The 21,600-nt window shown below is 74.0% G+C and carries 23 protein-coding genes and 1 tRNA gene; 10 read left to right on the forward strand and 14 right to left on the reverse strand.

All coding sequences use genetic code 11. From position 1 onward, the window contains the following. Positions 1–21: 21 nt before the first annotated feature. Positions 22–966, forward strand: coding sequence for a tyrosine-protein phosphatase (locus tag ACFY0I_RS24835; RefSeq protein ID WP_388899746.1), 945 nt, complete (start codon positions 22–24; stop codon positions 964–966). 95 nt (positions 967–1,061) lie between these two features. Here the strand turns inward: ACFY0I_RS24835 and ACFY0I_RS24840 are convergent, their stop codons facing one another. The 6 genes from ACFY0I_RS24840 to ACFY0I_RS24865 all read right to left on the reverse strand — a co-directional run bounded on the left by ACFY0I_RS24840 (position 1,062) and on the right by ACFY0I_RS24865 (position 7,148). After that, on the reverse strand, positions 1,062–2,744 hold the full coding sequence (locus tag ACFY0I_RS24840) for a DEAD/DEAH box helicase (RefSeq protein ID WP_388899749.1): 1,683 nt from the start codon (positions 2,742–2,744) through the stop codon (positions 1,062–1,064). Positions 2,745–2,866: 122 nt separating this feature from the next. After that, positions 2,867–3,070 (reverse strand): cold-shock protein, encoded by a 204-nt coding sequence (locus ACFY0I_RS24845; RefSeq protein WP_030010141.1) that lies wholly within the window; start codon positions 3,068–3,070, stop codon positions 2,867–2,869. A gap of 266 nt (positions 3,071–3,336) precedes the next feature. Continuing rightward, complete coding sequence (locus tag ACFY0I_RS24850; protein WP_388899752.1) at positions 3,337–4,494, reverse strand: acetyl-CoA C-acetyltransferase; 1,158 nt, start codon at positions 4,492–4,494, stop codon at positions 3,337–3,339. Between the two features lie 27 nt (positions 4,495–4,521). Then, on the reverse strand, positions 4,522–5,109 hold the full coding sequence (locus tag ACFY0I_RS24855) for a TetR/AcrR family transcriptional regulator (protein WP_388899898.1): 588 nt from the start codon (positions 5,107–5,109) through the stop codon (positions 4,522–4,524). Positions 5,110–5,220: 111 nt separating this feature from the next. Beyond that, a complete protein-coding gene (locus tag ACFY0I_RS24860; protein ID WP_388899755.1) occupies positions 5,221–6,003 on the reverse strand; it encodes an SDR family oxidoreductase in 783 nt (260 codons plus the stop codon). Continuing rightward, on the reverse strand, positions 6,000–7,148 hold the full coding sequence (locus tag ACFY0I_RS24865; protein ID WP_388899758.1) for an acyl-CoA dehydrogenase family protein: 1,149 nt from the start codon (positions 7,146–7,148) through the stop codon (positions 6,000–6,002). The genes ACFY0I_RS24860 and ACFY0I_RS24865 overlap by 4 nt, the downstream gene beginning before the upstream one ends. 46 nt (positions 7,149–7,194) lie before the next feature. On the opposite strand from ACFY0I_RS24865, the gene ACFY0I_RS24870 reads away from it, so the two are divergent. From ACFY0I_RS24870 to ACFY0I_RS24880, 3 genes are read left to right on the forward strand one after another with little or no spacing between them, the layout of a single operon-like run. Then, positions 7,195–8,046, forward strand: a complete 852-nt coding sequence (locus ACFY0I_RS24870) for an enoyl-CoA hydratase (RefSeq protein WP_388899761.1) — start codon at positions 7,195–7,197, stop codon at positions 8,044–8,046. After that, complete coding sequence (locus tag ACFY0I_RS24875; protein ID WP_388899764.1) at positions 8,046–9,191, forward strand: acyl-CoA dehydrogenase family protein; 1,146 nt, start codon at positions 8,046–8,048, stop codon at positions 9,189–9,191. Before ACFY0I_RS24870 ends, ACFY0I_RS24875 begins: the two co-directional genes overlap by 1 nt. Continuing rightward, on the forward strand, positions 9,191–10,177 hold the full coding sequence (locus tag ACFY0I_RS24880; RefSeq protein ID WP_388899767.1) for an acyl-CoA dehydrogenase family protein: 987 nt from the start codon (positions 9,191–9,193) through the stop codon (positions 10,175–10,177). Before ACFY0I_RS24875 ends, ACFY0I_RS24880 begins: the two co-directional genes overlap by 1 nt. Positions 10,178–10,436: 259 nt before the next feature. Here the strand turns inward: ACFY0I_RS24880 and ACFY0I_RS24885 are convergent, their stop codons facing one another. From ACFY0I_RS24885 to ACFY0I_RS24895, 3 genes are all read right to left on the reverse strand, one after another. Continuing rightward, entirely contained in the window at positions 10,437–11,171 is a 735-nt protein-coding gene (locus tag ACFY0I_RS24885) for a class I SAM-dependent methyltransferase (RefSeq protein WP_388899770.1), read from the reverse strand. Positions 11,172–11,251: 80 nt separating this feature from the next. Further along, positions 11,252–11,608, reverse strand: coding sequence for a hypothetical protein (locus ACFY0I_RS24890; RefSeq protein ID WP_388899773.1), 357 nt, complete (start codon positions 11,606–11,608; stop codon positions 11,252–11,254). Between the two features lie 45 nt (positions 11,609–11,653). Next, the gene (locus ACFY0I_RS24895) at positions 11,654–11,821 is read right to left on the reverse strand and encodes a hypothetical protein (protein WP_388899776.1); all 168 of its coding nucleotides are present in this window, start codon (positions 11,819–11,821) and stop codon (positions 11,654–11,656) included. A 1-nt stretch (position 11,822) separates the two neighbouring features. Between ACFY0I_RS24895 and ACFY0I_RS24900 the strand changes: the two genes are divergently transcribed. Beyond that, positions 11,823–11,902 (forward strand) — tRNA-OTHER (locus ACFY0I_RS24900). 24 nt (positions 11,903–11,926) lie between these two features. Here ACFY0I_RS24900 and ACFY0I_RS24905 read toward each other — a convergent pair. The 3 genes from ACFY0I_RS24905 to ACFY0I_RS24915 are packed head-to-tail and all read right to left on the reverse strand — an operon-like array spanning position 11,927 to position 14,709. Beyond that, positions 11,927–12,805: an alpha/beta hydrolase gene (locus ACFY0I_RS24905; protein WP_388899778.1), complete on the reverse strand. Its 879-nt coding sequence runs from the start codon at positions 12,803–12,805 to the stop codon at positions 11,927–11,929. Then, positions 12,802–13,530, reverse strand: a complete 729-nt coding sequence (locus ACFY0I_RS24910) for an SDR family NAD(P)-dependent oxidoreductase (RefSeq protein ID WP_388899781.1) — start codon at positions 13,528–13,530, stop codon at positions 12,802–12,804. Before ACFY0I_RS24910 ends, ACFY0I_RS24905 begins: the two co-directional genes overlap by 4 nt. Before the next feature lie 3 nt (positions 13,531–13,533). Beyond that, entirely contained in the window at positions 13,534–14,709 is a 1,176-nt protein-coding gene (locus ACFY0I_RS24915; protein WP_388899784.1) for an LLM class flavin-dependent oxidoreductase, read from the reverse strand. A 112-nt stretch (positions 14,710–14,821) separates the two neighbouring features. On the opposite strand from ACFY0I_RS24915, the gene ACFY0I_RS24920 reads away from it, so the two are divergent. After that, a complete protein-coding gene (locus ACFY0I_RS24920) occupies positions 14,822–15,409 on the forward strand; it encodes a PadR family transcriptional regulator (protein WP_388899787.1) in 588 nt (195 codons plus the stop codon). Here the strand turns inward: ACFY0I_RS24920 and ACFY0I_RS24925 are convergent. Continuing rightward, a complete protein-coding gene (locus ACFY0I_RS24925) occupies positions 15,328–15,960 on the reverse strand; it encodes a flavin reductase family protein (RefSeq protein WP_388899790.1) in 633 nt (210 codons plus the stop codon). The two genes, ACFY0I_RS24920 and ACFY0I_RS24925, sit on opposite strands and share 82 nt — an antisense overlap. A gap of 148 nt (positions 15,961–16,108) precedes the next feature. Here ACFY0I_RS24925 and ACFY0I_RS24930 point away from each other — a divergent pair, with 148 nt between their 5' ends. Genes ACFY0I_RS24930 through ACFY0I_RS24945 form a run of 4 tightly spaced genes read left to right on the forward strand, consistent with a single transcriptional unit; the run spans position 16,109 to position 20,099 of the window. Next, complete coding sequence (locus ACFY0I_RS24930; RefSeq protein ID WP_388899901.1) at positions 16,109–17,692, forward strand: FadD3 family acyl-CoA ligase; 1,584 nt, start codon at positions 16,109–16,111, stop codon at positions 17,690–17,692. Continuing rightward, positions 17,689–18,792 carry an acyl-CoA dehydrogenase family protein gene (locus tag ACFY0I_RS24935; RefSeq protein WP_388899793.1) on the forward strand — a complete coding sequence of 368 codons (1,104 nt, stop codon included), beginning with the start codon at positions 17,689–17,691 and terminating at the stop codon, positions 18,790–18,792. The genes ACFY0I_RS24930 and ACFY0I_RS24935 overlap by 4 nt, the downstream gene beginning before the upstream one ends. A gap of 14 nt (positions 18,793–18,806) precedes the next feature. After that, on the forward strand, positions 18,807–19,535 hold the full coding sequence (locus ACFY0I_RS24940; protein WP_388899796.1) for a vWA domain-containing protein: 729 nt from the start codon (positions 18,807–18,809) through the stop codon (positions 19,533–19,535). A 36-nt stretch (positions 19,536–19,571) separates the two neighbouring features. Then, positions 19,572–20,099 (forward strand): pyridoxamine 5'-phosphate oxidase family protein, encoded by a 528-nt coding sequence (locus ACFY0I_RS24945; protein WP_388899799.1) that lies wholly within the window; start codon positions 19,572–19,574, stop codon positions 20,097–20,099. Here ACFY0I_RS24945 and ACFY0I_RS24950 read toward each other — a convergent pair. Then, a complete protein-coding gene (locus ACFY0I_RS24950; protein ID WP_388899802.1) occupies positions 20,092–21,411 on the reverse strand; it encodes a DUF1906 domain-containing protein in 1,320 nt (439 codons plus the stop codon). The genes ACFY0I_RS24945 and ACFY0I_RS24950 overlap by 8 nt on opposite strands. Positions 21,412–21,600 lie beyond the last annotated feature (189 nt).

The raw sequence follows: 21,600 nt of genomic DNA on the forward strand, positions 1-21,600 counted from the left end.
TCCGTCACAGGAGTCGTCCTCATGAGCCGTGCCCGCATCCGACTGGTGATCGCGGCGACCGCCGCCGTGCTCGCCGCCGGAACCCTGCCCGCCTCCGCGTCCGCGCAGGCGGCGCCCGGAGCCGGGGTCAGTGCCCGGCACCACCAGCCGCCGCGCTGGCAACAGCCGGCTGAAACGATTCGCCAGATTCCGCTCCAGGGCGCCGTCAACGTCCGGGACATCGGCGGCTACCGCACCTGGACCGGTGGTCAGGTCCGCCAGGGCCTGGTCTACCGCTCCGACGCCCTGAGCAAGCTGACCGCGGCGGACATCACCACCGTCTCCGGTCTCGGCCTCAAGAAGGCCATCGACTTCCGCATCCCCATGGAGGTCCAGTACGACGGCGCCGACAAGCTGCCGCCCGGCCTGTCCGCCACCGCCCGCCCGATCAGCGACCTCGGCCTCTACGGAACCCTCGTCGGCGCGATCGGCAGCGGCGACCCCGTCAAACAGGAACAGATGCTGGGCGGTGGTCGCGCCGAGGCCTACATGCGCGACATCTACCGCACGTTCGTGACGAGCCCCGAGAACCGGGCGCAGTTCGCGACCACGTTGCGGGAGATCGCGGACGGCGGTCAGGCGCCGCTGCTGTACCACTGCACGTCCGGCAAGGACCGTACGGGGTGGATGAGTTACGTCCTGCTGCGCGCCCTGGCCGTGCCCGAGGCGACGGCCGAGCGCGACTACCTGGCCTCGAACACCTTCCGCGGCGCCTACGACGCCCAGGTCCGCGCCGGCCTCAAGCAGTCCGGCCGGATGCAGAACCCCGACCTGCTGATCCCGCTCCAGGAGGTCCGTCAGGACTACCTGGACGCGGCGACCGTCCGCATGGAAGCCGACTACGGCGGTTTCTACGGCTACTTGACGCAGGGCCTCGGCCTGGACCTGCGGACGCTGACGAAGCTCCAGTCCAGGATGGTCCGGTAACGGCCCCGCGCCACCGACCCCCTACGAACGGCACCGGGCCGGGCGGCGCGTGATGCGCCGCCCGGCCCGGTGGTACGTCGTACGTCGTGCGCGGGTCAGACCGCCCGGCGGCGGCCCTGGCCGGCGGAGCCGACCCGGCTGCGCGCGGACGCGGCGGCCGCGCCGCCGGAGGCGCCGCCCCCGGTGCGACGGCCCTGGCCGCCGGCGCCGCCGGCGGCGCCGGCCTGACCACCCTGACCGCGACGGGCCTGGCCCGCGGCGGCCGCGGGGGCCTGCCCGGTCGCGCCCGAACCGCCACGACGCCCACGGCCGCCCGCCGCCGGAGCGCCGCCCGTGGCCGCGCCGGTGCGCGGACCGCCGGAGCGGCGGCGCGAGCCGCCACCGTTGCCGTTGCCGGAGCCGGTGCGCTGCTTCGGCGGGGTCGCCTGCGGCACCTCCAGCACCACGGGGATGCCCGAGGGCGCCTTGGCGCCGGTGAGGCGGGCCAGCTCCTCGTCGGAGGACTTGATCTGAGCGGTGCGCGGCGAGATGCCGGCGTCCGACATCAGGCGGGTCATGTCGCGCTTCTGGTCGGGGAGCACCAGGGTGACGACACTGCCGGACTCGCCGGCGCGGGCGGTACGGCCGCCGCGGTGCAGGTAGTCCTTGTGGTCGGTCGGCGGGTCCACGTTGACGACGAGGTCGAGGTCGTCGATGTGGATGCCGCGCGCGGCCACGTTGGTGGCGACCAGCGCGGTGACCTCGCCCGTCTTGAACCAGTCGAGGGTGCGGTTGCGCTGCGGCTGGGAACGGCCGCCGTGCAGGCCGGAGGCGCGCACGCCGTCGGCGAGGAGCTTCTTGACCATGCGGTCGACCCCGCGCTTGGTGTCGACGAACATGATGACCCGGCCGTCGCGAGCGGCTATACGCGTCGCCACGGCCTTCTTGTCGGTCTCGTCCATGACGTACAGGACGTGGTGCTCCATCGTGCTGACCGCGCCGGCGGACGGGTCGACGGAGAAGGCGACCGGGTCGTGCAGGAACATCTTGACGAGCTTGTCGATGTTCTTGTCGAGCGTCGCCGAGAACAGCATGGTCTGGCCCTCGGGCTCGACCTGCTTGAGGAGCGCGGTGACCTGCGGCATGAAGCCCATGTCGGTCATCTGGTCGGCCTCGTCGAGGACCGTGATGGAGACCTGCGAGAGGTCGGCGTCACCGCGGTCGATGAGGTCCTTCAGGCGGCCGGGGGTGGCGACGAGCACCTCGGCGCCGCGGCGCAGGGCGCCGGACTGCCGGTTGATCGACATGCCGCCGACGACGGTCGCGATGCGCAGGTTCACGGCCGTGGCGTACGGGGCCAGGGCGTCGGTCACCTGCTGCGCGAGCTCGCGGGTCGGTACGAGGACCATGGCGAGCGGCGCCTTCGGCTGCGCGCGGCGGCCGGCGGTGCGGGAGAGCAGGGCCAGGCCGAAGGCCAGCGTCTTGCCGGAGCCGGTGCGGCCCCGGCCGAGCAGGTCACGGCCGGCGAGGGAGTTCGGCAGCGTCGCGGCCTGGATCGGGAACGGCTCGGTCACGCCCTGGGCGGCGAGGGTCTTCAGCAGCGCCTCGGGCATGTCCATGTCCTCGAACGCGGCCACCGGCGGGAGGGCCGGGGTCAGCGGTTCGGGCATGGTGAATTCTTGCGGCCGGGCTACGGGGGCGGACTTCTGCCGTCCCGCGCCAGCCTTCGGACGCCCCTGGGCCGTACCTCGACCCCGGGTGGGGCGGCGGCTGGGTCGTGCGGAGCTGGAGCTGGTCATGCGGAAAGTGCCCTCCTGATACCGGCAGGTAAAACGCTAAACGCGATCTTGCGAACGCGGTCGAGACAGCAGACAAGCCGGGGCCCGCACCTCACGGCGCGGACCCCGGCATGCTGAAGGAATTAGGCGGGGATGATGTTCTCCGCCTGGGGGCCCTTCTGGCCCTGGGTGACGTCGAAGGACACGCGCTGGCCCTCCTGGAGCTCACGGAAGCCCTGGGTGGCGATGTTCGAGTAGTGGGCGAACACGTCCGGACCGCCACCGTCCTGCTCGATGAAGCCGAAGCCCTTTTCCGAGTTGAACCACTTCACGGTGCCAAGTGCCATTTTGAATCTCCTGAATAGGCGGCAAGGGCCCCATCCGGAGACTCCGGTAAAAACAATTAAAGCGCCTGTCGGAGCATTCCCGTCAGGCGCACATAAAGTTCATGGGTACCACAACTGCAACGAGCTCTAAGCTAGCACACGTCCAGCGGTGAGCGCTGCCCCGGGCGTGTGACCTGCTCCGGAACCCTTCCGGAGCAGGTCGGGACGGGCGGCGGGATGCGGCCCGGGAGGGGGTCGGACAGCGGCCCGGGAGCGCCGCCAGGGGTCTACAGCCGCTCGATGATCGTCACGTTCGCCTGACCGCCGCCCTCGCACATCGTCTGGAGGCCCCAGCGGCCTCCGGTGCGTTCCAGTTCGTGCAGCAGGGTGGTCATCAGTTTGACGCCGGTGGCGCCCAGCGGGTGGCCGAGGGCGATGGCCCCGCCGTTGACGTTCACCCGGGCGGGGTCGGCCCCCGTCTCCTTCAGCCAGGCCAGGACCACGGGGGCGAAGGCCTCGTTGATCTCGACCAGGTCGATGTCGGCGAGCGACATGCCGGTCTTCTTCAGGGCGTGCGCGGTGGCCGGGATCGGCGCCGACAGCATCCGGATCGGGTCCTCGCCGCGTACGGACAGGTGGTGGATGCGGGCGCGTGGTCGCAGGCCGTGTTCGCGGACGGCCCGCTCGGAGGCGATCAGCATCGCCGCCGCTCCGTCGGAGACCTGGGAGGAGACGGCCGCGGTGATGGTGCCGCCGTCGACGACGGGCCTCAGGCCGGCCATCTTCTCCAGGGTGGTGTCGCGGCGCGGGCCCTCGTCGACGCGTACGTCCCCGTAGGGCACGGTCTCCCGCTCGAAGCGGCCCTCGTCGATGGCTCGCAGGGCCCGCTGGTGGGAGCGCAGGGCGAACTCCTCCATGTCGCGGCGCGTGATGCCCCACTTCTCGGCGATCAGCTGGGCCCCGTGGAACTGGTTGACGGGGGCGTCGCCGTAGCGGGCGCGCCAGCCGGCCGAGCCCGCGTAGGGGCCCTCGGTGAGGCCCAGCGGCTCCGCCGCCTGTCGGGAGGCGAAGGCGATCGGGATCATCGACATGTTCTGGGTGCCGCCGGCGACCACCAGGTCCTGGGTGCCGGACAGGACGCCCTGGGCGGCGAAGTGCACGGCCTGCTGCGAGGAGCCGCACTGCCGGTCGACGGTGACCCCGGGGACCTCCTCGGGCAGGCCCGCCGCCAGCCAGGCCGTCCGGGCGATGTCCCCGGCCTGCGGCCCGACCGTGTCGAGGCAGCCGAACACCACGTCCTCCACGGCGGCCGGGTCGATGCCGGAGCGTTCGACCAGCGCCTTCAGTACGTGTGCGCCGAGATCGGCGGGGTGGACCGCGGACAGGCCGCCGCCGCGCCGCCCCACGGGGGTGCGGACCGCTTCGACTATGTAGGCCTCGGGCATCGGGTCTCCGTAAGTTGTCGGGTGGGGTCAGGTACGCAGGGCGATCCCGTCGAGCACCATGGACAGGTACTGGCGGGCGATCTCCTCGGGGCTGTGCTGTCCTGCGGGCCGGTACCAGGACGCCGCGACCCACACCGTGTCGCGGACGAAGCGGTAGGTGAGGCGGATGTCGAGGTCGGCGCGGAAGACCTCGGCCGCGACCCCCCGCTCCAGCGTCCCGAGCCAGGCCTTCTCGAACTTCTGCTGCGAGTCGGAGAGGTAGTGGAAGCGGGGCTGGGCGGAGAGGGTGCGCGCTTCCTTCTGGTAGATGGCGACGGCGGCGCGGTGCCGGTCGATCTCCCGGAAGGACTCGGTGACGAGGGCCTCGATGGTCTCCCTGGGGCCGAGTCCGGCGGCGAGGACGGTGTCGTAGCCCTGCCAGAGCTCGTTCAGGAAGGCGGAGAGGATCTCGTCGAGCATCGATTCCTTGGAATCGAAGTGGTAGTAGAGGCTGCCGGCGAGCATGCCGGCGGCGTCGGCGATCTTGCGGACGGTGGTGGCGTTGTAGCCCTGTGCGGCGAAGACCTCGGCGGCGGTGTCGAGGAGTTCGCGGCGCCGCTCGGGTGACGCGGTCACCTGCGGCTTCTTCTTGGCGGTCTGCTGGTCGGGCTTGTTCGCGGGCTGGGTCGTCGGCTTGTCCGCCGGCCTGTTCGTTGGCTTGTTCGTTGGCACGGGCCCATTGTCGACCTACGCGTGCTGGCTGCTGACCGACACGGTCTCGCCCGTCATGTACGACGAGTAGCCGCTCGCCAGGAAGACGATGACGTTGGCGATCTCCCAGGGCTCGGCGTACCGGCCGAAGGCCTCGCGGGCGGTGAGTTCGGTCAGCAGTTCCTCACTGGTGACCTTCACCAGGTGCGGGTGCATGGCGAGGCTCGGGGCGACCGCGTTGACGCGTACGCCGAAGTCGGCGGCCTCCAGCGCGGCGCAGCGGGTCAGGGCCATGACCCCGGCCTTGGCGGCGGCGTAGTGGGCCTGGCCCCGCTGGGCGCGCCAGCCGACGACGGAGGCGTTGTTGACGACGGCGCCGCGGCGGCCGGAGGCCCGGAAGGAGCGCAGGGCGGCGCGGGTGCAGCGGAAGGTGCCGCCCAGGGTGACGTCGAGGACGCGGGTCCACTGTTCGTCGGTCATGTCGACGAGGTCGGCGGTGCCGCCGAGGCCGGCGTTGTTGACGACGACGTCGAGGCCGCCGTGGGTCTCCTCGGCGAGGGCGAACAGCGCGCGGACCTGTTCCTCGTCGGTGACGTCGCAGGGCAGGGAGGTGACGCGGGCGGCGCCGAACTCGGCGGCGAGGGAGTCCTCGGTCTCCTTGAGCCGGCGGGCGTGGGCGTCGCTGATGAGGACGCGGGCGCCCTCCTCCAGGAAGCGGCGGGCGGTGGCGCCGCCGATGCCCGCGCCGGCGGCGGCGGTGATGACGGCGGTGCGGTCCGCGAGGAGCCCGTGGGGGGCGACGCGGTCGGGAGCGTTCACGCCCGTACCTCCTTGGGAAGGCCGAGGATCCGCTCGGCGATGAGGTTGCGCTGGATCTCGTCGGATCCGGCGTAGATGGTGTCGGCGCGGGAGAAGAGGAAGAGCCGCTGGTGGTCGTCGAGGTCGTACGGGTCCCCGTGGGCGCCGTTCGCGACGAGGGAGGCGGCGCCGCGGACCTCCATGGCGAGCTCGCCGAGGTCGCGGTGCCAGCGGGCCCAGTACAGCTTGGCGGTGGAGGGGGCGGTGCCGGGCCGGCGGGCGGTGGCCCGCATGGTCTCCAGGCCGATCCAGGCCTGGACGAGGCGGTCGCGGACCAGGGGGTCGGCGAGGGCGCCGTCGCGTCGGGCGAGGTCGGCGAGTGCTTCGAGTTCGCGGCGGAAGCCGACCTGTTGGCCGAGGGTGGAGACGCCGCGTTCGTAGCCGAGGGTGGCCATGGCGACGGCCCAGCCGTCGCCGGGGGCGCCGACCACGTGGGAGGCGTCGGTGCGCGCGCCGTCGAAGAAGACCTCGTTGAACTCGGAGGTGCCGGTGAGCTGGGTGATGGGGCGGACCTCGACCCCGGGCTGGTCCATCGGGACCAGGAGGTAGGACAGGCCCCGGTGGCGGTGGGAGCCCGCTTCGGTGCGGGCGAGGACGAAGCACCACTGGGACTCGTGGGCGAGGGAGGTCCAGGTCTTCTGCCCGTCCACCACCCAGGCGCCGTCCCGCAGGGCGGCGCGGGTGCGGACCCCCGCGAGGTCGGAGCCGGCCCCCGGTTCGCTGTAGCCCTGGCACCACAGTTCCCGGACGGCGCGGATGGCGGGCAGGAAGCGGCGCTGCTGCTCCTGGGTGCCGTGGGCGATGAGGGTGGGGCCCAGGAGCTGTTCGCCGATGTGGTTGACGCGGGCGGGCGCGTCGGCGAGGGCGTACTCCTCGTGGAAGGCGAGTTGTTCGGCGGTGCTCGCGCCGCGCCCGCCGTGGGCCTCGGGCCAGCCGACGCAGGTCCAGCCGTGGTCCGCCATGTGCCGTTCCCAGGCGAGGCGTTCGGCGAAGGCCTCGTGTTCGCGGCCGGGTCCGCCGCGTCCCTTGAGGGCCGCGAACTCCCCGGTGAGGTGGGTGCGGAGCCAACTCCGGACCTCGGTGCGGAACTCCTCGACGCTGCTCATGGCCGTACGTTAACCTACCAAACACTTGTTAGGGAAGGATGTCGGTATGCCCGCTGACGACTCCGCCGCGCCGGTGCTCTACGAGCGCCGCGGCCCGGTCGCATACGTGACCATGAACCGCCCCCGCTACCGCAACGCCCAGAACAGCGCGATGACCTACGCCCTGGACGACGCCTTCTACCGGGCCGCCGACGACCCCGAGGTCAAAGTGGTCGTCCTCGCCGGGGCCGGCGAACACTTCTCCGCGGGCCACGACATCGGCACCCCCGGGCGCGACGCCCACCTGCCCTTCGAGCGGCGGGCCGGACTGTGGTGGGACCACAGCACCCGAAGCGGCGCGGAATCCCGCTTCGCCCGGGAGTCGGAGGTCTACCTGGGAATGTGCCGGCGCTGGCGGGAACTGCCGAAGCCGGTGATCGCCTCGGTCCACGGGGCGTGCGTCGCGGGCGGGCTGATGCTGGCCTGGGTGTGCGACCTGATCGTCGCGAGCGAGGACGCCTTCTTCGCCGACCCCGTCGTACGGATGGGCATACCGGGCGTCGAGTACTTCGCGCACCCGTGGGCGATGCCGCCCCGGATCGCGAAGGAGTTCCTCTACACCGGCGACCGGATGCCCGCCCGGCGCGCGTACGAGGTCGGCATGGTCAACCGGGTCGTCGGGCGGGAGGCGCTGGCGGCCGAGACCGACCGACTGGCCCTGCGGATCGCGCACATGCCGGGCTTCGGACTGGCCCTGACCAAACGGGCCGTCAACCAGGCCGAGGACCTCCAGGGCCTGCACGCCGGCATGGACTCGGTGTTCGGCCTGCACCACCTGGCGCACTCCCACAACGCCGAGACGGCGGCGGACCCGCTCGGCGGCATGAACGTGGCCGCCATGAAGGAGGCGAACGGCTGATGGACCTCGATCACTCGGCGGACGTGGAGGCCTTCCGGGCCGAGGCCCGCACCTGGCTCCGCGCGCACGTCCCCGACCGCCCCCTGCCCTCCCTGGAGACGGCCGAGGGCTTCGCCGCGCACCGGGAATGGGAGGCCCTGCTGCACGCCGGCCGCTGGTCGGTGGTGTCCTGGCCCGAGGAATACGGGGGCCGGGGCGCCGACATCGAGCGGTGGCTGGTCTTCGAGGAGGAGTACTGGGCGGCCGGCGCGCCCGGCCGGGTCGCGCAGAACGGCATCAGCCTGCTGGCCCCGACCCTCTTCGACCACGCGAGCGCCGAGCAGCGGGCCCGGGTGCTGCCCCCGATGGCGGGCGGCGAGGTGATCTGGGCGCAGGCCTGGTCGGAGCCGGAGTCCGGTTCGGACCTGGCGTCGCTGCGCTCCCGCGCGGTGCGCACGGAGGGCGGCTGGCTGCTGTCCGGGCAGAAGACGTGGTCCTCGCGGGCCGCCTTCGCCGACCGGGCCTTCGGGATCTTCCGTACGGACCCGGACGCCCCGAAACCGCACCAGGGGCTGACGTACCTGATGTTCGACCTGCGGGCGCCGGGCGTGACGGTGCGGCCCATCGGGCGGCTCGACGGGAAGCCGGCCTTCGCGGAGCTCTTCCTCGACCGGGTCTTCGTACCCGACGAGGACGTCATCGGGGAGCCCGGGCAGGGGTGGCGGATCGCGATGTCGACCACCGGCAACGAGCGGGGGCTGACCCTGCGCTCCCCCGGCCGCTTCCTCGCGGCGTCGCGGCGCCTGGTGGACCTGTGGCGGGAGACGGGCGATCCGGCCGACACCGCGCTGCGCGACCGGGTCGCGGACGCGGTGGTCGGGGCGCGCGCCTACCAGCTGTTCACCTGGGCGGGCGCGACCCGCTTCGCGGCGGGCTCGGTGATCGGCGCCGAGTCCAGTCTGAACAAGGTGTTCTGGTCCCAGTACGACATCGCCCTGCACGAGAGCGCGCTGGACCTGCTGGGCCCGGACGCCGAGCTGGCGGACGGGCCGTGGGCCGAGCCGTGGGTGTTCTCGCTGGCCGGGCCGATCTACGCGGGCACCAACGAGATCCAGCGCGACATCATCGCCGAGCGGCTGCTCGGCCTCCCGAAGGGCCGCCGCTGATGCGCTTCCAGCCGACCGACGAACAGTCGGACTTCGCCCGTACGCTGCGCTCCCTGCTCGGCAAGGCCGCCGTCCCGGCGACGGTACGGGCCTGGGCGGACGGGGACCACGGGCCGGGGCGGTCGCTGTGGTCCCGGCTCGCGGACACGGGCCTGTTCGCGCTGGCCGTGCCGGAGGCGTACGAGGGGCTCGGGCCGTTGCCGGTGGAACTGGCGCTGGGTTTCGTGGAGTTGGGGCGGGCGGGGGTGGCGGGTCCGGTCGTGGAGAGCGCGGCCGCCTCGGTGCTGCTCGCCCGGCTGGGGGACGACGCGCAGGCGAAGCGGTTCCTGCCGGGGCTGGTCTCGGGCGGGGCCCTGGCCACGCTGACGCTGCCGGGCGGTTCCCCGTACGCGCTGGACGCGGACGCGGCGGGGTACCGCTTCAGCGTGTCCGCGGCGGGAGAGCTGCGGCTGGCGGACGTCCCCGGCGAGCGGCTCGCCTCCCTCGACCCGGCACGTCGGCTGTCGGCGCCGGCGGGCGGCGAACTCCTCGCGGCGGGCCCGGCCGTCACCGCGGCGGCCGAGGAGGCGCTGCGCTGGGCGCGGCTGCTGACGGCGGCGCAGTGCCTGGGCCTCGGCGAGGCCCTGCTGGCGGCCACGGTGGAGTACGCGAAGCGGCGCAGCCAGTTCGGGACGCCGATCGGCGGCTTCCAGGCGGTGAAGCACCGGTTGGCGGACACCCTGCTGGCGCTGGAGTTCGCCCGCCCGCTGGTCTGGGCGGCGGCGCTGTCCCTGGAGCCGGGCGAGATCGCCGCGGCGAAGCTCACGGCCGGGGAGGCGGCGTACGGGGCGGCGCTGACGGCGCTCCAGGTGCACGGCGCGATCGGCTACACGCAGGAGCTGGACCTGTCGCTGTGGCTCCGCAAGGCCCGCCCCCTGCGGGACGCCTGGGGCACCCCGACCGCCTGCCGCGCTGAGGTGGTGCGGGGCCTCGACCGGCAGCCGTAGCCCGGCGGCGGGGCGCGGTACGGCCCGGCGCGACGCGGCGCGGTCCGGGGGCGCGCGGCCGGCGCGGCTCGGCGCGGTCCGGCGGAGCCGCCCACCGGGGCACCGTCCGCTCGCGCGGGCCGGACGCGGACGCGGACCCGGTGCCGGGGCCGGGGCCGGCACCGGGCCGTCGGGCGGGCGGGCGGGCGCGTGGGCACCGGCCCGGTGCCGCCCCGCGCGGTGCGGCGCGGGCCGGCCCGGCGGACGGGCGGGGCGGTGGTCAGCCGAGGCGGGCCACGTGGAGGGAGACGACGTACGGCTCCTCGATCTCTCCGGCCGGGAAGAGGCGTTGGAGTCGGGTGCGTTCGGCGTCCATGAAGGCGCGGGTGGCCTCCTCGCCGAGGAGGAGGAAGCCGGAGTGACTGGAGAGGTTGGCGAGGTGCGCTTCGAGGGGGACGCGGCGCGACCAGCTCACGGTCCGGGAGACGAAGTCGGCGCCGATGCCCTGCGGCAGGGTGCGGAAGTGGGTGGCGCCGTCGGCGGCGAAGAACGCGCTGATGCGGGCGCCCTGTTCGGCGACCCAGGGCACGGACTCGTCGGTGTCGTTCCACCAGATCGCCAGCGAGCCGCCCGGTCGCAGCACGCGCCGGGCCTCGGGGACGGCGCGGGCCGGGTCCGTCCAGTGCCAGGCCTGGGCGTAGGTGACGAGGTCGAACGTGCCGGTGGCCAGCGGCAACCGGTCGCCGTCCCCGCGGACGATCGGGACCTCGGGGAGGGCCCGCCGGAACTCGGCGGACATCCCGTCCCCGGGCTCCACGGCGAGCACCCGGGCCCCGCGCGCGTGCATCGGACCGGTGCCGATGCCGGTGCCCGCCCCGACGTCGGCCACCCGGGCTCCGGCGAGCGGCCGGCCGGACAGTTCCTCGACGGCGTCGTACAGGCCGTCGGGATAGCCGGGGCGGTGCGCCGCGTAGAGGGCGGCGGCGCTGTCGAACGAGCGGGCGCGTGTGGTCATCCCCCCATTCTTCGCGCCGGCGACCCCCGCCCACCAGCCCTTTCGGGCAACCGGGCGGGGGTCGGGCGGCGCAGGTCGGCTCAGTGGAACGCGCCGACGACCTCGATGCGGCCGACGATGTGCGCGTTGAACTCGGGGAGTTCCTCGGCGGGGACCCACAGCTCCAGGATCGTCTCGCCGCCCGCCTGCCGGACCGGGTAGCGCTCCAGGAAGGCGGAGTCCACCTCGAAGCGGGTCACGTAGCCGGCGCCGTCGTGCTTGACGTTCCAGTCCCGGGCGATGCGGGTCGCGTAGTCCTCGTTCAGCACCGGATAGAAGATCGGCTGCTCGGGCAGCCGGGGCGGCCAGGCGCGGTGGTCGAGGGCGCGGACCAGGTCGAGTTCGACGGGGCCGGTGGGACGCCAGAGGGTGGTGGTGGGTGCGGTGCGCGGGGACATGCGGCCAGAACCTACGCGAGCGGCGGTGCGCCCCGCGAGTGGGTTTCAGCGGCGGGACGCGCCCCGCGTGAGGCGCAGCAGGGTCACGGTCTGGAGCAGCAGCAGCGCCACGAGGCCGGCGCGGGCGGCCAAGGGCTCGGCCGGACCACCGTACTGCTCCCGCCCGGTCGCGCCCGGTCGCGCCCGGTCGCGCCCGGTGAGGATCCACCGCAAGGGCGGGGTCGTGGCACAGAGGTCGATGCACCCCCCTGCAAGGGGAAACACGCCGGTTCGAATCCGGCCGCCCCGCCCCCATCCCCCGCCAGGGGGCCCGGCAGGCTACGGCGTCGTCGCCAGCCAGGCCGCCATCCCGGCCCGGGCCGCCGCGCCGGCCGGCAGCGGCAGGCCCAGGAAGCCGTGGAAGACGCCCGGGTGGAGCCGGACCTCGCAGTCCACGCCCGCCTGCCCGAGCCGACGCCCGTACGCCAGCCCCTCGTCCCGCAGCGGGTCGCAGTCCGCGAGGACGATCAGCGTCCGGGGCAGACCGGCCAGGTCGGGGGCGCACAGCGGGGAGACGTGCGGGTGGGCGGGGTCGCCGCCGTACTGGTCCCAGTACCAGGCCATGTGGGCGGCGGTGTGGAAGTGGTCGCGCCCGTACTTGGTCACGGACTCCGAGCCCATCGAGGCGTCCAGCGGCGGGTACGCCAGCAGTTGTCCGGCGATCAGTTCCGGCGCCCGCAGCGCGGTGACGGCGGCCAGGTTGCCGCCGCTGGAGTCCCCCGCGACGACCACCCGCGCCGGATCGCAGCCCCGTGCGGGCGCCTCGGCACGGGCCCACAGCAGCACGCTCAGCGCGTCGTCGGCCGCCGCCGGCCAGGGGTGCTCGGGGGCCAGCCGGTAATCGGCCGAGACGATCACCGCCCCGGAGGCCAGGGCCAGTTCGCGGCAGAGCCGGTCGTGGGTGTCCAGCCCGCACATCACCCAGCCGCCGCCGTGGAACCAGACGACCAGCGGCCGGTCCGCGGCGCCCGGCGCCGGATCGTAGACCCGTACGGGGACGCCCCCGGCGACGGTGTCGCACACGGAGGCCACCTCCGGGCCGGGCGGTCCGGGCACGGCCGCCGCCCTCAGCGCCGTCACGTCACCGGGGCCGGGGAAGCCGGCCGTCATCGCGTCGCACAGCAGCCGGGCCGCCGGCGACAGGGAGTCCGCACTCATCCGGCCGTCAGCCCCCCGTCGACCGTGAACTCGGCGCCCGTCACGTACGAGGAGGCGTCCGAGCACAGGAACAGCACCAGTTCGCCGACCTCCCGCGGCCGGCCCATCCGCCCCAGCGGCACGTGGGACCAGTCCCGGCCCGCGACGGCCCCGGCCACCATCGGGGTGTCGACGGCCCCCGGGTGCACGGAGTTGACCCGGATCCCGTCCCCCGCCAGGTCCAGCGCGGCCGAGCGGGTCAGCCCGCGCAGGGCGAACTTGGTGGAGCCGTAGGCGGCGTGGCCGCGGATCCCGACGAGTCCGGCCGTGGAAGAGATGTTGACGATCGAGCCGCCGCCGGCGGCCCGCAGCAGGGGCGCCACCGCCTGGATGCCGAGGAAGGGCCCCAGCAGGTTGACCCGCAGCAGCGCCTCGAAGCCCTCGGCGCTCTGCTGCTCGACGTGCGCGGTGCGCCACAGGGCGGCGTTGTTGACCAGTGCCGAGACCGTGCCGAAGGCGGAGACGGCGGCTTCGGTCACGCCGGCCCAGCTCGCGGCGTCGGCCACGTCGTGGTGGACGTAGAGCCCCTGGTCGCCGAGTTCGGCGGCGACCGCGCGGCCCTCCTCCTCCCGGATGTCGGTGACGACGACCCGCGCGCCCGCCTCCACGCACAGCCGGGCCTCCGCGGCGCCCTGCCCGCGCCCGGCGCCGGTGATGACGACGACCTTCCCGTCGAGGGGGATCACGGCTCAGCCCTCCAGGGCCGGGGCGGCGTGGGCGGCGTCGGCGGCGTCCCGTGCTTCCAGGGCGCGGAAGTGCGGGATGACCTTCTCGCCCCACTGGCGGATGGTCTCCATGCAGGCTTCCTGCGGCACGGTGCCCATCTGGATCAGGCACATCACCTCGTCGACGCCGATCTCGCGGAGCTGCTCCACGTAGGCGATGGCCGTCTCGGCGCTGCCGTACGCGTGTTCCGCGTTGTAGGTGCCGGTGTCGACCGGGCGGGCCGGGATGTTCGCCTCGTGCAGGCGGGCGACGAGCTCCTCGCGGCCCTGGGCGAGCGCGGCGACGTGGGACGCGGCGTCCTCGTCCTCCGACCAGCCGGTGGGCGCGGGGGCGTTCCCGTACCAGTGGGCGATGGACTCGGCGAAGAACCGCTGCCCGCGGGTGCCCAGGCGCAGGGCGCGTTCGGCGTCGTCGAGGACGATCGTGGGGCACAGCGCGGAGAGGTGGTCGTTGACCTCGCTCGACACCAGGCGCTCGCCGGTGCGGCCGGCGACGGCCTCGTCGTAGACCTTCCGCATGGCGCGCACGTCGTCCGCGCCGGCGAAGCCCATCACCAGCGCTCCGATGCCCAGTTCGGCGGCGAGCTTGAGGGTGTCGTGCTTGGAGCAGGCCATGAACAGCGGCGGGTGCGGGTCCTGCACGGGTCGGGGCAGGATCGCCCCGGGTCCGATGTCGAGGGAACCGTGCCATTCGAACTCCGGCTCGCGCCAGGCCGCGGAGAAGATCCGCAGCGCCTCCTCCATCTGCGGGTAGGTGTCCTCGGGCCGCACCCCGTACATGGACATCTCCTGGCGGGTGGCCCCGCGGCCGGCGCCGATGTCGACGCGACCGCCGGACAGCACGTCGAGCATCGCGGCCCGTTCGGCCACGCGGACCGGGTGTTGGTAGCCGAAGGGCATGGTGACCACGCCGTGGCCGATGCGGATCTTCTGCGTCCGGGCGGCGACCCAGGTCAGGAAGATCTCCGAGGCGCTCATGTGGGCGTACTGGGTCAGTGAGTGGTGTTCGACCGCCCAGATCCGGTCGAAGCCCATCTCCTCGGCGAAGACGGCCTGTTCGACGCAGTCGTGGATGACTTGGCGTTCGCGTTCGGGGGTGGGGTCGACGAGCTGCGCCTCGAAGATCATCGAGAACTTCACGGTGAGGTTCCTCCGTCCGGGACCTGCGCATGTGTTTCTAATAGGAATACTTCTAGCAGTCACACCCTTCGGAGGGAAGGGCACCGCGGGGAGCGGTCGTAGACTGCGCTGCGTGGCAGACGAGACGAACAAGCGCACGCTCCCCGCGACCAGCTGGGCGGTGCTCGGCCTGCTCTCCTTCGGCGAGGAGCTGTCCGGCTACGACCTGAAGAAGTGGTCGGACTGGTCCCTGCGCTTCTTCTACTGGAGCCCGTCCTTCAGCCAGATCTACAGCGAGCTCAAGCGGCTGGAGAAGGCCGGCTACGCCACCTCGCGGATGATCGCCCAGGACACCGGCACCCGCGACAAGCGCGTCTACCGGATCACCGACGAGGGCATGGCGGCCGTACGGGAATGGGCGCGCGAGGCGCCCGTCGACCCGCCGGTGCTCAAGCACGGGCCGATGCTGCGGATGTGGCTGGGCCACCTGCTGGAGCCGGAGCAGATGCGCGAAGTACTGCTCGGACACCAGGAGTTCGCGGAGAAGATGCGCCGCCGGGCGGTGGCCGACACCGAGGGCGCGAAGGACGAGGCGGCCTGGGCGTACCCCGCGCTCACCCTCAAGTGGGCCGAGCGGTACTACGCGTCCGAGCGCGACCTCGCGGCGGCCATGCTGGAGGACATCGACGCCCTCCCGACGGAGCCCGGCAAGCGCCCGTAGGACCGCCGGAAGTAGAGCAGCGGCGCGCCGTCACGGTGCGCCGCCACGGTGGTGACGCGGCCGAGCGCGATGAGGTGGTCGCCGCCGTCCAGCACGTCCTCCACGTCGCACTCGACGGTCGCGAGGACCCCGTCGAGCAGGGGCGCACCGCCGGCGCCCGGCCGCCAGGACACGCCGGCGAACTTGTCGCCGCCCGTGACCGCGAAGCGGCGGCACAGCTCCTCCTGGTCCGCCGCCAGGATGTTGACGGCGAAGGCCCCGGCGGCACTGATCCGCGGCCAGGTGGCCGAGGTCCGGGCCGGGCAGAAGCAGACCAGGGGCGGGTCGAGCGAGACGGACGAGAAGGACTGCACGGCCATCCCGACGGGGCGGCCGTCGCTCCCGCACGCCGTGATGACGGCGACACCGGTGCAGAAACTGGACAGGACCGCCTTCATGTCCGCGCCCTCCGGGCCGGCGGGCGCGGGCGCGGTGTGCGCGGTGGACGGGTGGGACCGGCTCGGCGGATTGGACCGGGCGGGCGGATTGGGCGGAGTGACGAGGGTCGACATGAGGGGCCTCCCGAGAAGGTTGTTCCTACTAGGTATATGCCTAACCGAAACAGCTGTGATTGGATACCGCCCACGCTCGCTCGTCAAGTAGGGAGGGTTCGTGACCAGCCCCCGCCAGACCCCGCAAGTGCCCCCGCCGACACCGCGGATGACCCCCGCACCGCCCCCGCCGCCCGCCACGCTCGCCCTGCTCCCGCAGTACGCCGCCGAGGCGTACGGGGAGCGCGAGGCACTGGCCGACGGGGAGGTCCGCTGGAGCTTCGCCCGGCTGGCCGCCGAGATCGCCGCCGCCGCCCGCGCGGCCGTCGCGCACGGCATCCGGCCCGGGGACCGGGTCGCCGTCCAGGCCCCCAACAGCCGTCACTGGATCACCGCCGCCCTCGGCGCGGTCGGCGTCGGAGCCGTCCTCGTCCCGGTCAACACCCGCTACAAGCCCGCCGAGGCCGCCGACATCATCCGCCGCAGCGGTGCCCGCGTCCTGTTCACCGAACGCGGCTTCCTCGGCACCGACTACGCCCGTGACCTGCACGCCTCCGGCGAGGACCTCGGGGCGCTCACCTCCACCGTGCTCCTGCGCGGCGGCAGCGGACCCGAGTCGTACGGGGCGTACCTCGCCGCCGGGGAGTGCGTCCCCGATGCCGAACGCGCGGCCCGGGCCGCCCGGGTGCGACCCGAGGACCTCGGCGACCTCCTCTACACCTCCGGCACCACCGGCCGCCCCAAGGGCGTGATGACCACCCACGGCCAGAGCGTGCGGCTGTACGCCTCCTGGTCGGACCTGGTCACCCTGCGCACCGGCGACCGGTACCTGCTGGTCAACCCGTTCTTCCACACCTTCGGCTACAAGGCCGGGATCCTCGCCTGCCTGCTGCGCGGGGCCACCATGCTCCCCGAGGAGCGCTACGACGCCGACCGCGTCCTGACCCGCATGGCCGCCGAACGGGTCACCTGCCTGATGGGCCCGCCGACCGTCTTCCACGGCCTGATCCACCACCCCGACCGCGCCGCCCACGACCTCTCCGCGCTGCGCCTGGCCGGCACCGGGGCCGCCTCCGTGCCCGCCTCCCTCGTCGAGGAGATCCGCGGCGAACTCGGCGCCCCGGAGGTGTTCACCGCCTACGGACTCACCGAATCCGGCGGCGTCGTCTCCGTCTGCCCCACCGACGCGGACGCCCGGACCGTCGCGCACACCGTCGGCCCGCCCCTGCCCGACACCGAGGTCCGCATCACGGGCCCGCTCGGCGCCGTACTGCCCGCCGGCGAGCCCGGCGAGGTGCAGGTGCGCGGCTACCACGTGACCCCCGGCTACCTGGACGACCCGGCGGCCACCGCCGAGGCGATCCTGCCCGGCGGCTGGCTGCGCACCGGCGACGTCGGCGTCCTGGACGCGCGCGGCTACCTCTCGATCACCGACCGGCTGAAGGACATGTACGTCGTCGGCGGCTTCAACGCCTACCCCGCCGAAGTGGAGAACGTCCTGCTGACCCACCCCGCGATCGCCGACGCCGCCGTCGTCGGCGCCCCCGACGAGCGCCTCGGCGAGGTCGGGGTCGCCTTCGTCGTCACCACCGCCCCGGTCACCGCCGAGGAGCTGATCGCCTGGACCCGCGAGCGGCTGGCCAACTTCAAGGTGCCCCGGCGCTTCATGCTGCTGCCGGAGCTGCCGCGCAACGCGGGCGGCAAGCTGCTGAAGGCCGGTCTGCGCCGCACGGCCCGGGAGGAGTCCGCGTGAGCGCCCTCGACCCGACCTCACTCGACCCGACTCCGGAGCAGGAGCAACTGCGCGACGCCGTACGGGCGGTGCTCGCGCGGCATCCCGGCCACGCGGCCTGGGCCCCGCTGACGGCGCAGGTCGGCGCGGCCGCGCTGGCGGTGCCGCCGGAGTACGGCGGGCTGGGCTGCGGGGCCGCCGAGACCGGGGTGGTGATGGCGGAGCTGGGCCGCGCGCTGAGCCCCGTGCCGTACCTGGGCTCGGCGGTGCTGACCGTGGGCGCCCTGCTCGCGGCGGGCGACCGGCGGGCCTGCGAGGAGCACCTGCCGCAGCTGGCGGAGGGCTCGGCGGTGGGCGCGCTGGCCTGGGCGGAGGAGCCGGCCGGGGGCGGCGGGCGCGGCAGTTGGGAGGCCGCCGACCTGCGCACCCGGGCCGAGTCGGACGGCGGGTCCGGCCCGCTGCTCACGGGGGTCAAGCGGTACGTCCTGGCCGGGCCGGCCGAACCCTCACTGATCCTGGCGTTCGCCCGGGACGGGGACACCGGCCGCCTCGGCCTGTACGAACTCACCGCCGCACCGGCGGGGTTCACCGTACGGTCCACGATGGACCCGAGCCGGCCCCTCGCGGAGCTGACCCTGGACCGCACCCCGGCCCGGCTGCTGTCCGCGCACGGCGAGGCGGTGCTCGACCGGGTCCGCGACGAGGCGTGCACCGCACTGGCCGCCGAACAGGCGGGGGCCGCCGGGCGGGCCCTGGAGGTGACGGTCGGCTACGCGAAGGACCGCCGGCAGTTCGGCCGTCCCATCGGCTCCTTCCAGGCGGTCAAGCACCGCCTCGCCGACCTGCACACCGCCGTCGAGACCTCCCGCGCCCTCGCCCTCGCGGCGGCCGCCGCCGGCGCCCCGCCGGAGCTGGCCGCGGCGGCCCGGTCCGCCTGCTCGCAGGCGTTCGCGTACGTCGCGGGCGAGATGGTCCAGCTGCACGGCGGCATCGGCATCACCTGGGAGCACGAGGCCCACCTGTTCTTCAAACGGGCCCACGGTTGCGGACAGTTGTTCGGGACACCGGGCACGCACCGGGAACGGCTTGCCGCGATGCTCGGATTCGTGCCCCCGGCCTGACGTACCCTCGGGCCATGACGGGCAGCGCGATCGACCTCCGCAAGGTGCGGGAAACCGCTCCGTCCCTGGTGAACCTGTACAAGAGCGCCGGGATCTCGCTGCGCAAGCACGACCTGGAGGGCGTGCGCGCCGCGGTGTACCTGGTCCTCGACCACTCCGGGTCGATGCGCCCGTACTACCGCGACGGCAGCGTCCAGGCCCTCGCCGACCGGGTCCTGGGCCTGTCCGCGCACCTGGACGACGACGGCCGGATACCGGTGGTGTTCTTCTCCACGGAGGTCGACGCCGTCGAGGAGATCACCCTCGGCGGGCACGAGGGTCGCGTCGACGCGATCGCCGCGGGCCTCGGCCACATGGGAAAGACCTCCTACGACGCGGCGATGGAAGCCGTCATCGACCACTACCTGGACTCGGGGGCGAGCGAACCGGCCCTGGTCGTCTTCCAGACGGACGGCGGCCCGGTCAGCAAGCTCGCGGCGGAGAGGTACCTGTGCAAGGCGGCCCGCCTCCCGCTGTTCTGGCAGTTCGTCGGCTTCGGCAACACCCGCAGCAGCCAGTTCGACTTCCTGCGCAAGCTGGACGAACTACCCGTCCCCGCCGCGCGGGTGGTGGACAACGCGGGTTACTTCCACGCCGGCCTCGACCCGCGCGCGGTGGCGGACTCGGAGCTCTACGACCGGCTCCTCGGCGAGTTCCCGGCGTGGCTCGTCGCGGCCCGCGCGGCGGGGATCGTGCGCGCCTGACCGCCCGTCGTCGACCCCGCGCGCTTTGATGGAGGGATGACGACGAACAACTGGTCCGCCTTCGAAGAGGCGGAACCCGAATTCGCTGCGGCCGTCCGGGCCCGCTTCGCCCAGTTCCCCCACCACGTCCTCGCCACCCTCCGCAAGGACGGATCCCCCCGCGTGGCGGGCCTCAACGTCGACTTCCGCGGCGGCGAACTGTGGCTCGGCATGATGCCGGGGTCCATGAAGGCCAGGGACCTCCAGCGCGATCCGCGTTTCGCCCTGCACACCAACCCGGGCGAGGGCGAGACGATGCCCGACGGGGACGTACGGATCTCCGGGCGGGCCGTGGAGATCGTCGACCCGCCCGAGCTGCACCGGTACGCCGAGGAGACCGAGAGCCCGCACCCCTTCCACCTCTTCCACGCCGACCTGACCGAGGTGGTCCGCATCGGCGTGGACGGCGACGACCTGGTGGTGCGCTCGTGGACCCCGGCGGGCGGCGTGCGCACCCTGCGTCGGGGCAACGACGACGAGCCGCCGCGCGAGGACCCGGCGGGCGACCGGCCGCCCGTCAGCTGAGCGACGGGAGTCCGCCGACGGGGCCGAGGGCGGCCGGGTCGACGTCCAGCCAGTTCCGGTCGATGGTGAGGGTCACCCCGCCGTACGAGGCGTCGTGGTCGCCCCGGAACTGGTGGGCCCGGCGCGGCCCGACCCATTGCGGGGTGCGCCCGGACAGGCCCATGTCCTTGTCGGAGACCGAGGCCGCGCCGTTCCACTGCGCGCCCCACAGCACGTCGGGCATGGCCTGCGGGGCCTGGTGGTAGTGGGCGCTGAGCGCCTTGACCCCGGAGCTCGCCGCCACGTACGCCCCCGAGCGGAAGCCCCGCTCGTGCAGCCGGACCGTCCACGCCGCGAGGTACGCCACCGAGGGGGCGTCCCAGGTCGCGCGGTCGGAGTAGTTCTCCAGGTCGTTGTAGAGCACCGTGCCCTCGGGCAGTCCGAGGGAGCGGGCGGCGTCCACCGCCCCGTCGGCGGCGGCCCTGCCCTGCTCGTTCGCCCGGGACGGGTCGGTCGACAGCCCGGTGCTCTTGCTGTGCCAGGGCTGCGGGCCCACCCAGATCGGCATCAGGTGCCAGCCCGCGGCGGCCTGTCGGCGGACCCAGGCGGCCGTCAGCTGCGGCTGGGCGCAGGCCCGGGCCCGGCCGCCGATGTAGACGCCGACCGCCCGGAAGGGGGAGCCGGCCCGCCAGCTGTCCATCGAGCGCTGGGTCGGGGCGGTGCAGGCGTCGAAGCCCTCGCCGGTGAAGGCCTCCTGGGCGGAGCGGGGAGCGCGGACGGCGGCCCGGGCGGCGCTCACCACGGGAGCGGCCGGCCACGGCCGGGCGACGGCGCCCTCGGCCCCGGCCGGGGTCCGGCCGGCGGCGACGGCCCGCGCCAGGAGGGCCCGTACGGTGTCGGGCGCGGCCCCGTACGAGAGGGTGGCCATCACCCCGGTGCGGCGCAGGGCGTACCGGACCTCGTTGCTGTCCCCCTCGGTCGGGGGCAGGGCCCGGCCCCCGTCGACGGCGAGGGTGGGGATGTCGGCGCGCGGCGGGGCCCCGGCGATCGGCTCCAGGTGGAGGGTGTCGGCGCGGGTGGCGGCGGCCCGGCCGGCGCACTCGCTCTGGGTGCCGGCGTGCCCGAGGTACAGGGTGGGCACGTCCAGGCGCAGGCAGGCCTCGGGATGCCGGTCGAGGTCGATGACCCGCCAATCGGCGGGAAGCGTCAGGCGCAGACCCTGGTAGTCGACGGTCCGCTCGTCCGCGGCGGCGGTGACGGCGGGTGACAGGGACGCGACGGGCAGCAGGAGGGCGGCGCCCAACAGGCGGCGCAGCAGCGTTCGGGAGGGCATGGGGCCCAGAGGTACCAGAGTCCGCGGTCGCCCGGCCGGGCCGGTGGGCGGCGCGGATGGTCCGTCCGGCCCCAGGGTCGCGGCGCGGGAACGGCCGCCGGTTGCGGGGTTCCTGACGCGGCGACGGGTGGGGGCGGGTTCCCGTCACCCGCACGAGCGAACCGGCCCTCCGGGCCGCGTCGGGCGGCC

It is taken from the genome of Streptomyces sp. NPDC001568 (genome assembly GCF_042893755.1).
Taxonomy (GTDB): domain Bacteria; phylum Actinomycetota; class Actinomycetes; order Streptomycetales; family Streptomycetaceae; genus Streptomyces.

Excerpts from the sequence above, each read along its gene's own strand:
- ACFY0I_RS24835 (WP_388899746.1), top strand. The coding sequence starts at position 22 with ATGAGCCGTGCCCGCATCCGACTGGTGATCGCGGCGACCGCCGCCGTG.
- ACFY0I_RS24840 (WP_388899749.1), bottom strand. The coding sequence starts at position 2,744 with ATGACCAGCTCCAGCTCCGCACGACCCAGCCGCCGCCCCACCCGGGGT.
- ACFY0I_RS24845 (WP_030010141.1), bottom strand. The coding sequence starts at position 3,070 with ATGGCACTTGGCACCGTGAAGTGGTTCAACTCGGAAAAGGGCTTCGGC.
- ACFY0I_RS24850 (WP_388899752.1), bottom strand. The coding sequence starts at position 4,494 with ATGCCCGAGGCCTACATAGTCGAAGCGGTCCGCACCCCCGTGGGGCGG.
- ACFY0I_RS24865 (WP_388899758.1), bottom strand. The coding sequence starts at position 7,148 with ATGAGCAGCGTCGAGGAGTTCCGCACCGAGGTCCGGAGTTGGCTCCGC.
- ACFY0I_RS24870 (WP_388899761.1), top strand. The coding sequence starts at position 7,195 with ATGCCCGCTGACGACTCCGCCGCGCCGGTGCTCTACGAGCGCCGCGGC.
- ACFY0I_RS24875 (WP_388899764.1), top strand. The coding sequence starts at position 8,046 with ATGGACCTCGATCACTCGGCGGACGTGGAGGCCTTCCGGGCCGAGGCC.
- ACFY0I_RS24880 (WP_388899767.1), top strand. The coding sequence starts at position 9,191 with ATGCGCTTCCAGCCGACCGACGAACAGTCGGACTTCGCCCGTACGCTG.
- ACFY0I_RS24885 (WP_388899770.1), bottom strand. The coding sequence starts at position 11,171 with ATGACCACACGCGCCCGCTCGTTCGACAGCGCCGCCGCCCTCTACGCG.
- ACFY0I_RS24890 (WP_388899773.1), bottom strand. The coding sequence starts at position 11,608 with ATGTCCCCGCGCACCGCACCCACCACCACCCTCTGGCGTCCCACCGGC.
- ACFY0I_RS24905 (WP_388899778.1), bottom strand. The coding sequence starts at position 12,805 with ATGAGTGCGGACTCCCTGTCGCCGGCGGCCCGGCTGCTGTGCGACGCG.
- ACFY0I_RS24925 (WP_388899790.1), bottom strand. The coding sequence starts at position 15,960 with ATGTCGACCCTCGTCACTCCGCCCAATCCGCCCGCCCGGTCCAATCCG.
- ACFY0I_RS24930 (WP_388899901.1), top strand. The coding sequence starts at position 16,109 with ATGACCCCCGCACCGCCCCCGCCGCCCGCCACGCTCGCCCTGCTCCCG.
- ACFY0I_RS24940 (WP_388899796.1), top strand. The coding sequence starts at position 18,807 with ATGACGGGCAGCGCGATCGACCTCCGCAAGGTGCGGGAAACCGCTCCG.
- ACFY0I_RS24945 (WP_388899799.1), top strand. The coding sequence starts at position 19,572 with ATGACGACGAACAACTGGTCCGCCTTCGAAGAGGCGGAACCCGAATTC.
- ACFY0I_RS24950 (WP_388899802.1), bottom strand. The coding sequence starts at position 21,411 with ATGCCCTCCCGAACGCTGCTGCGCCGCCTGTTGGGCGCCGCCCTCCTG.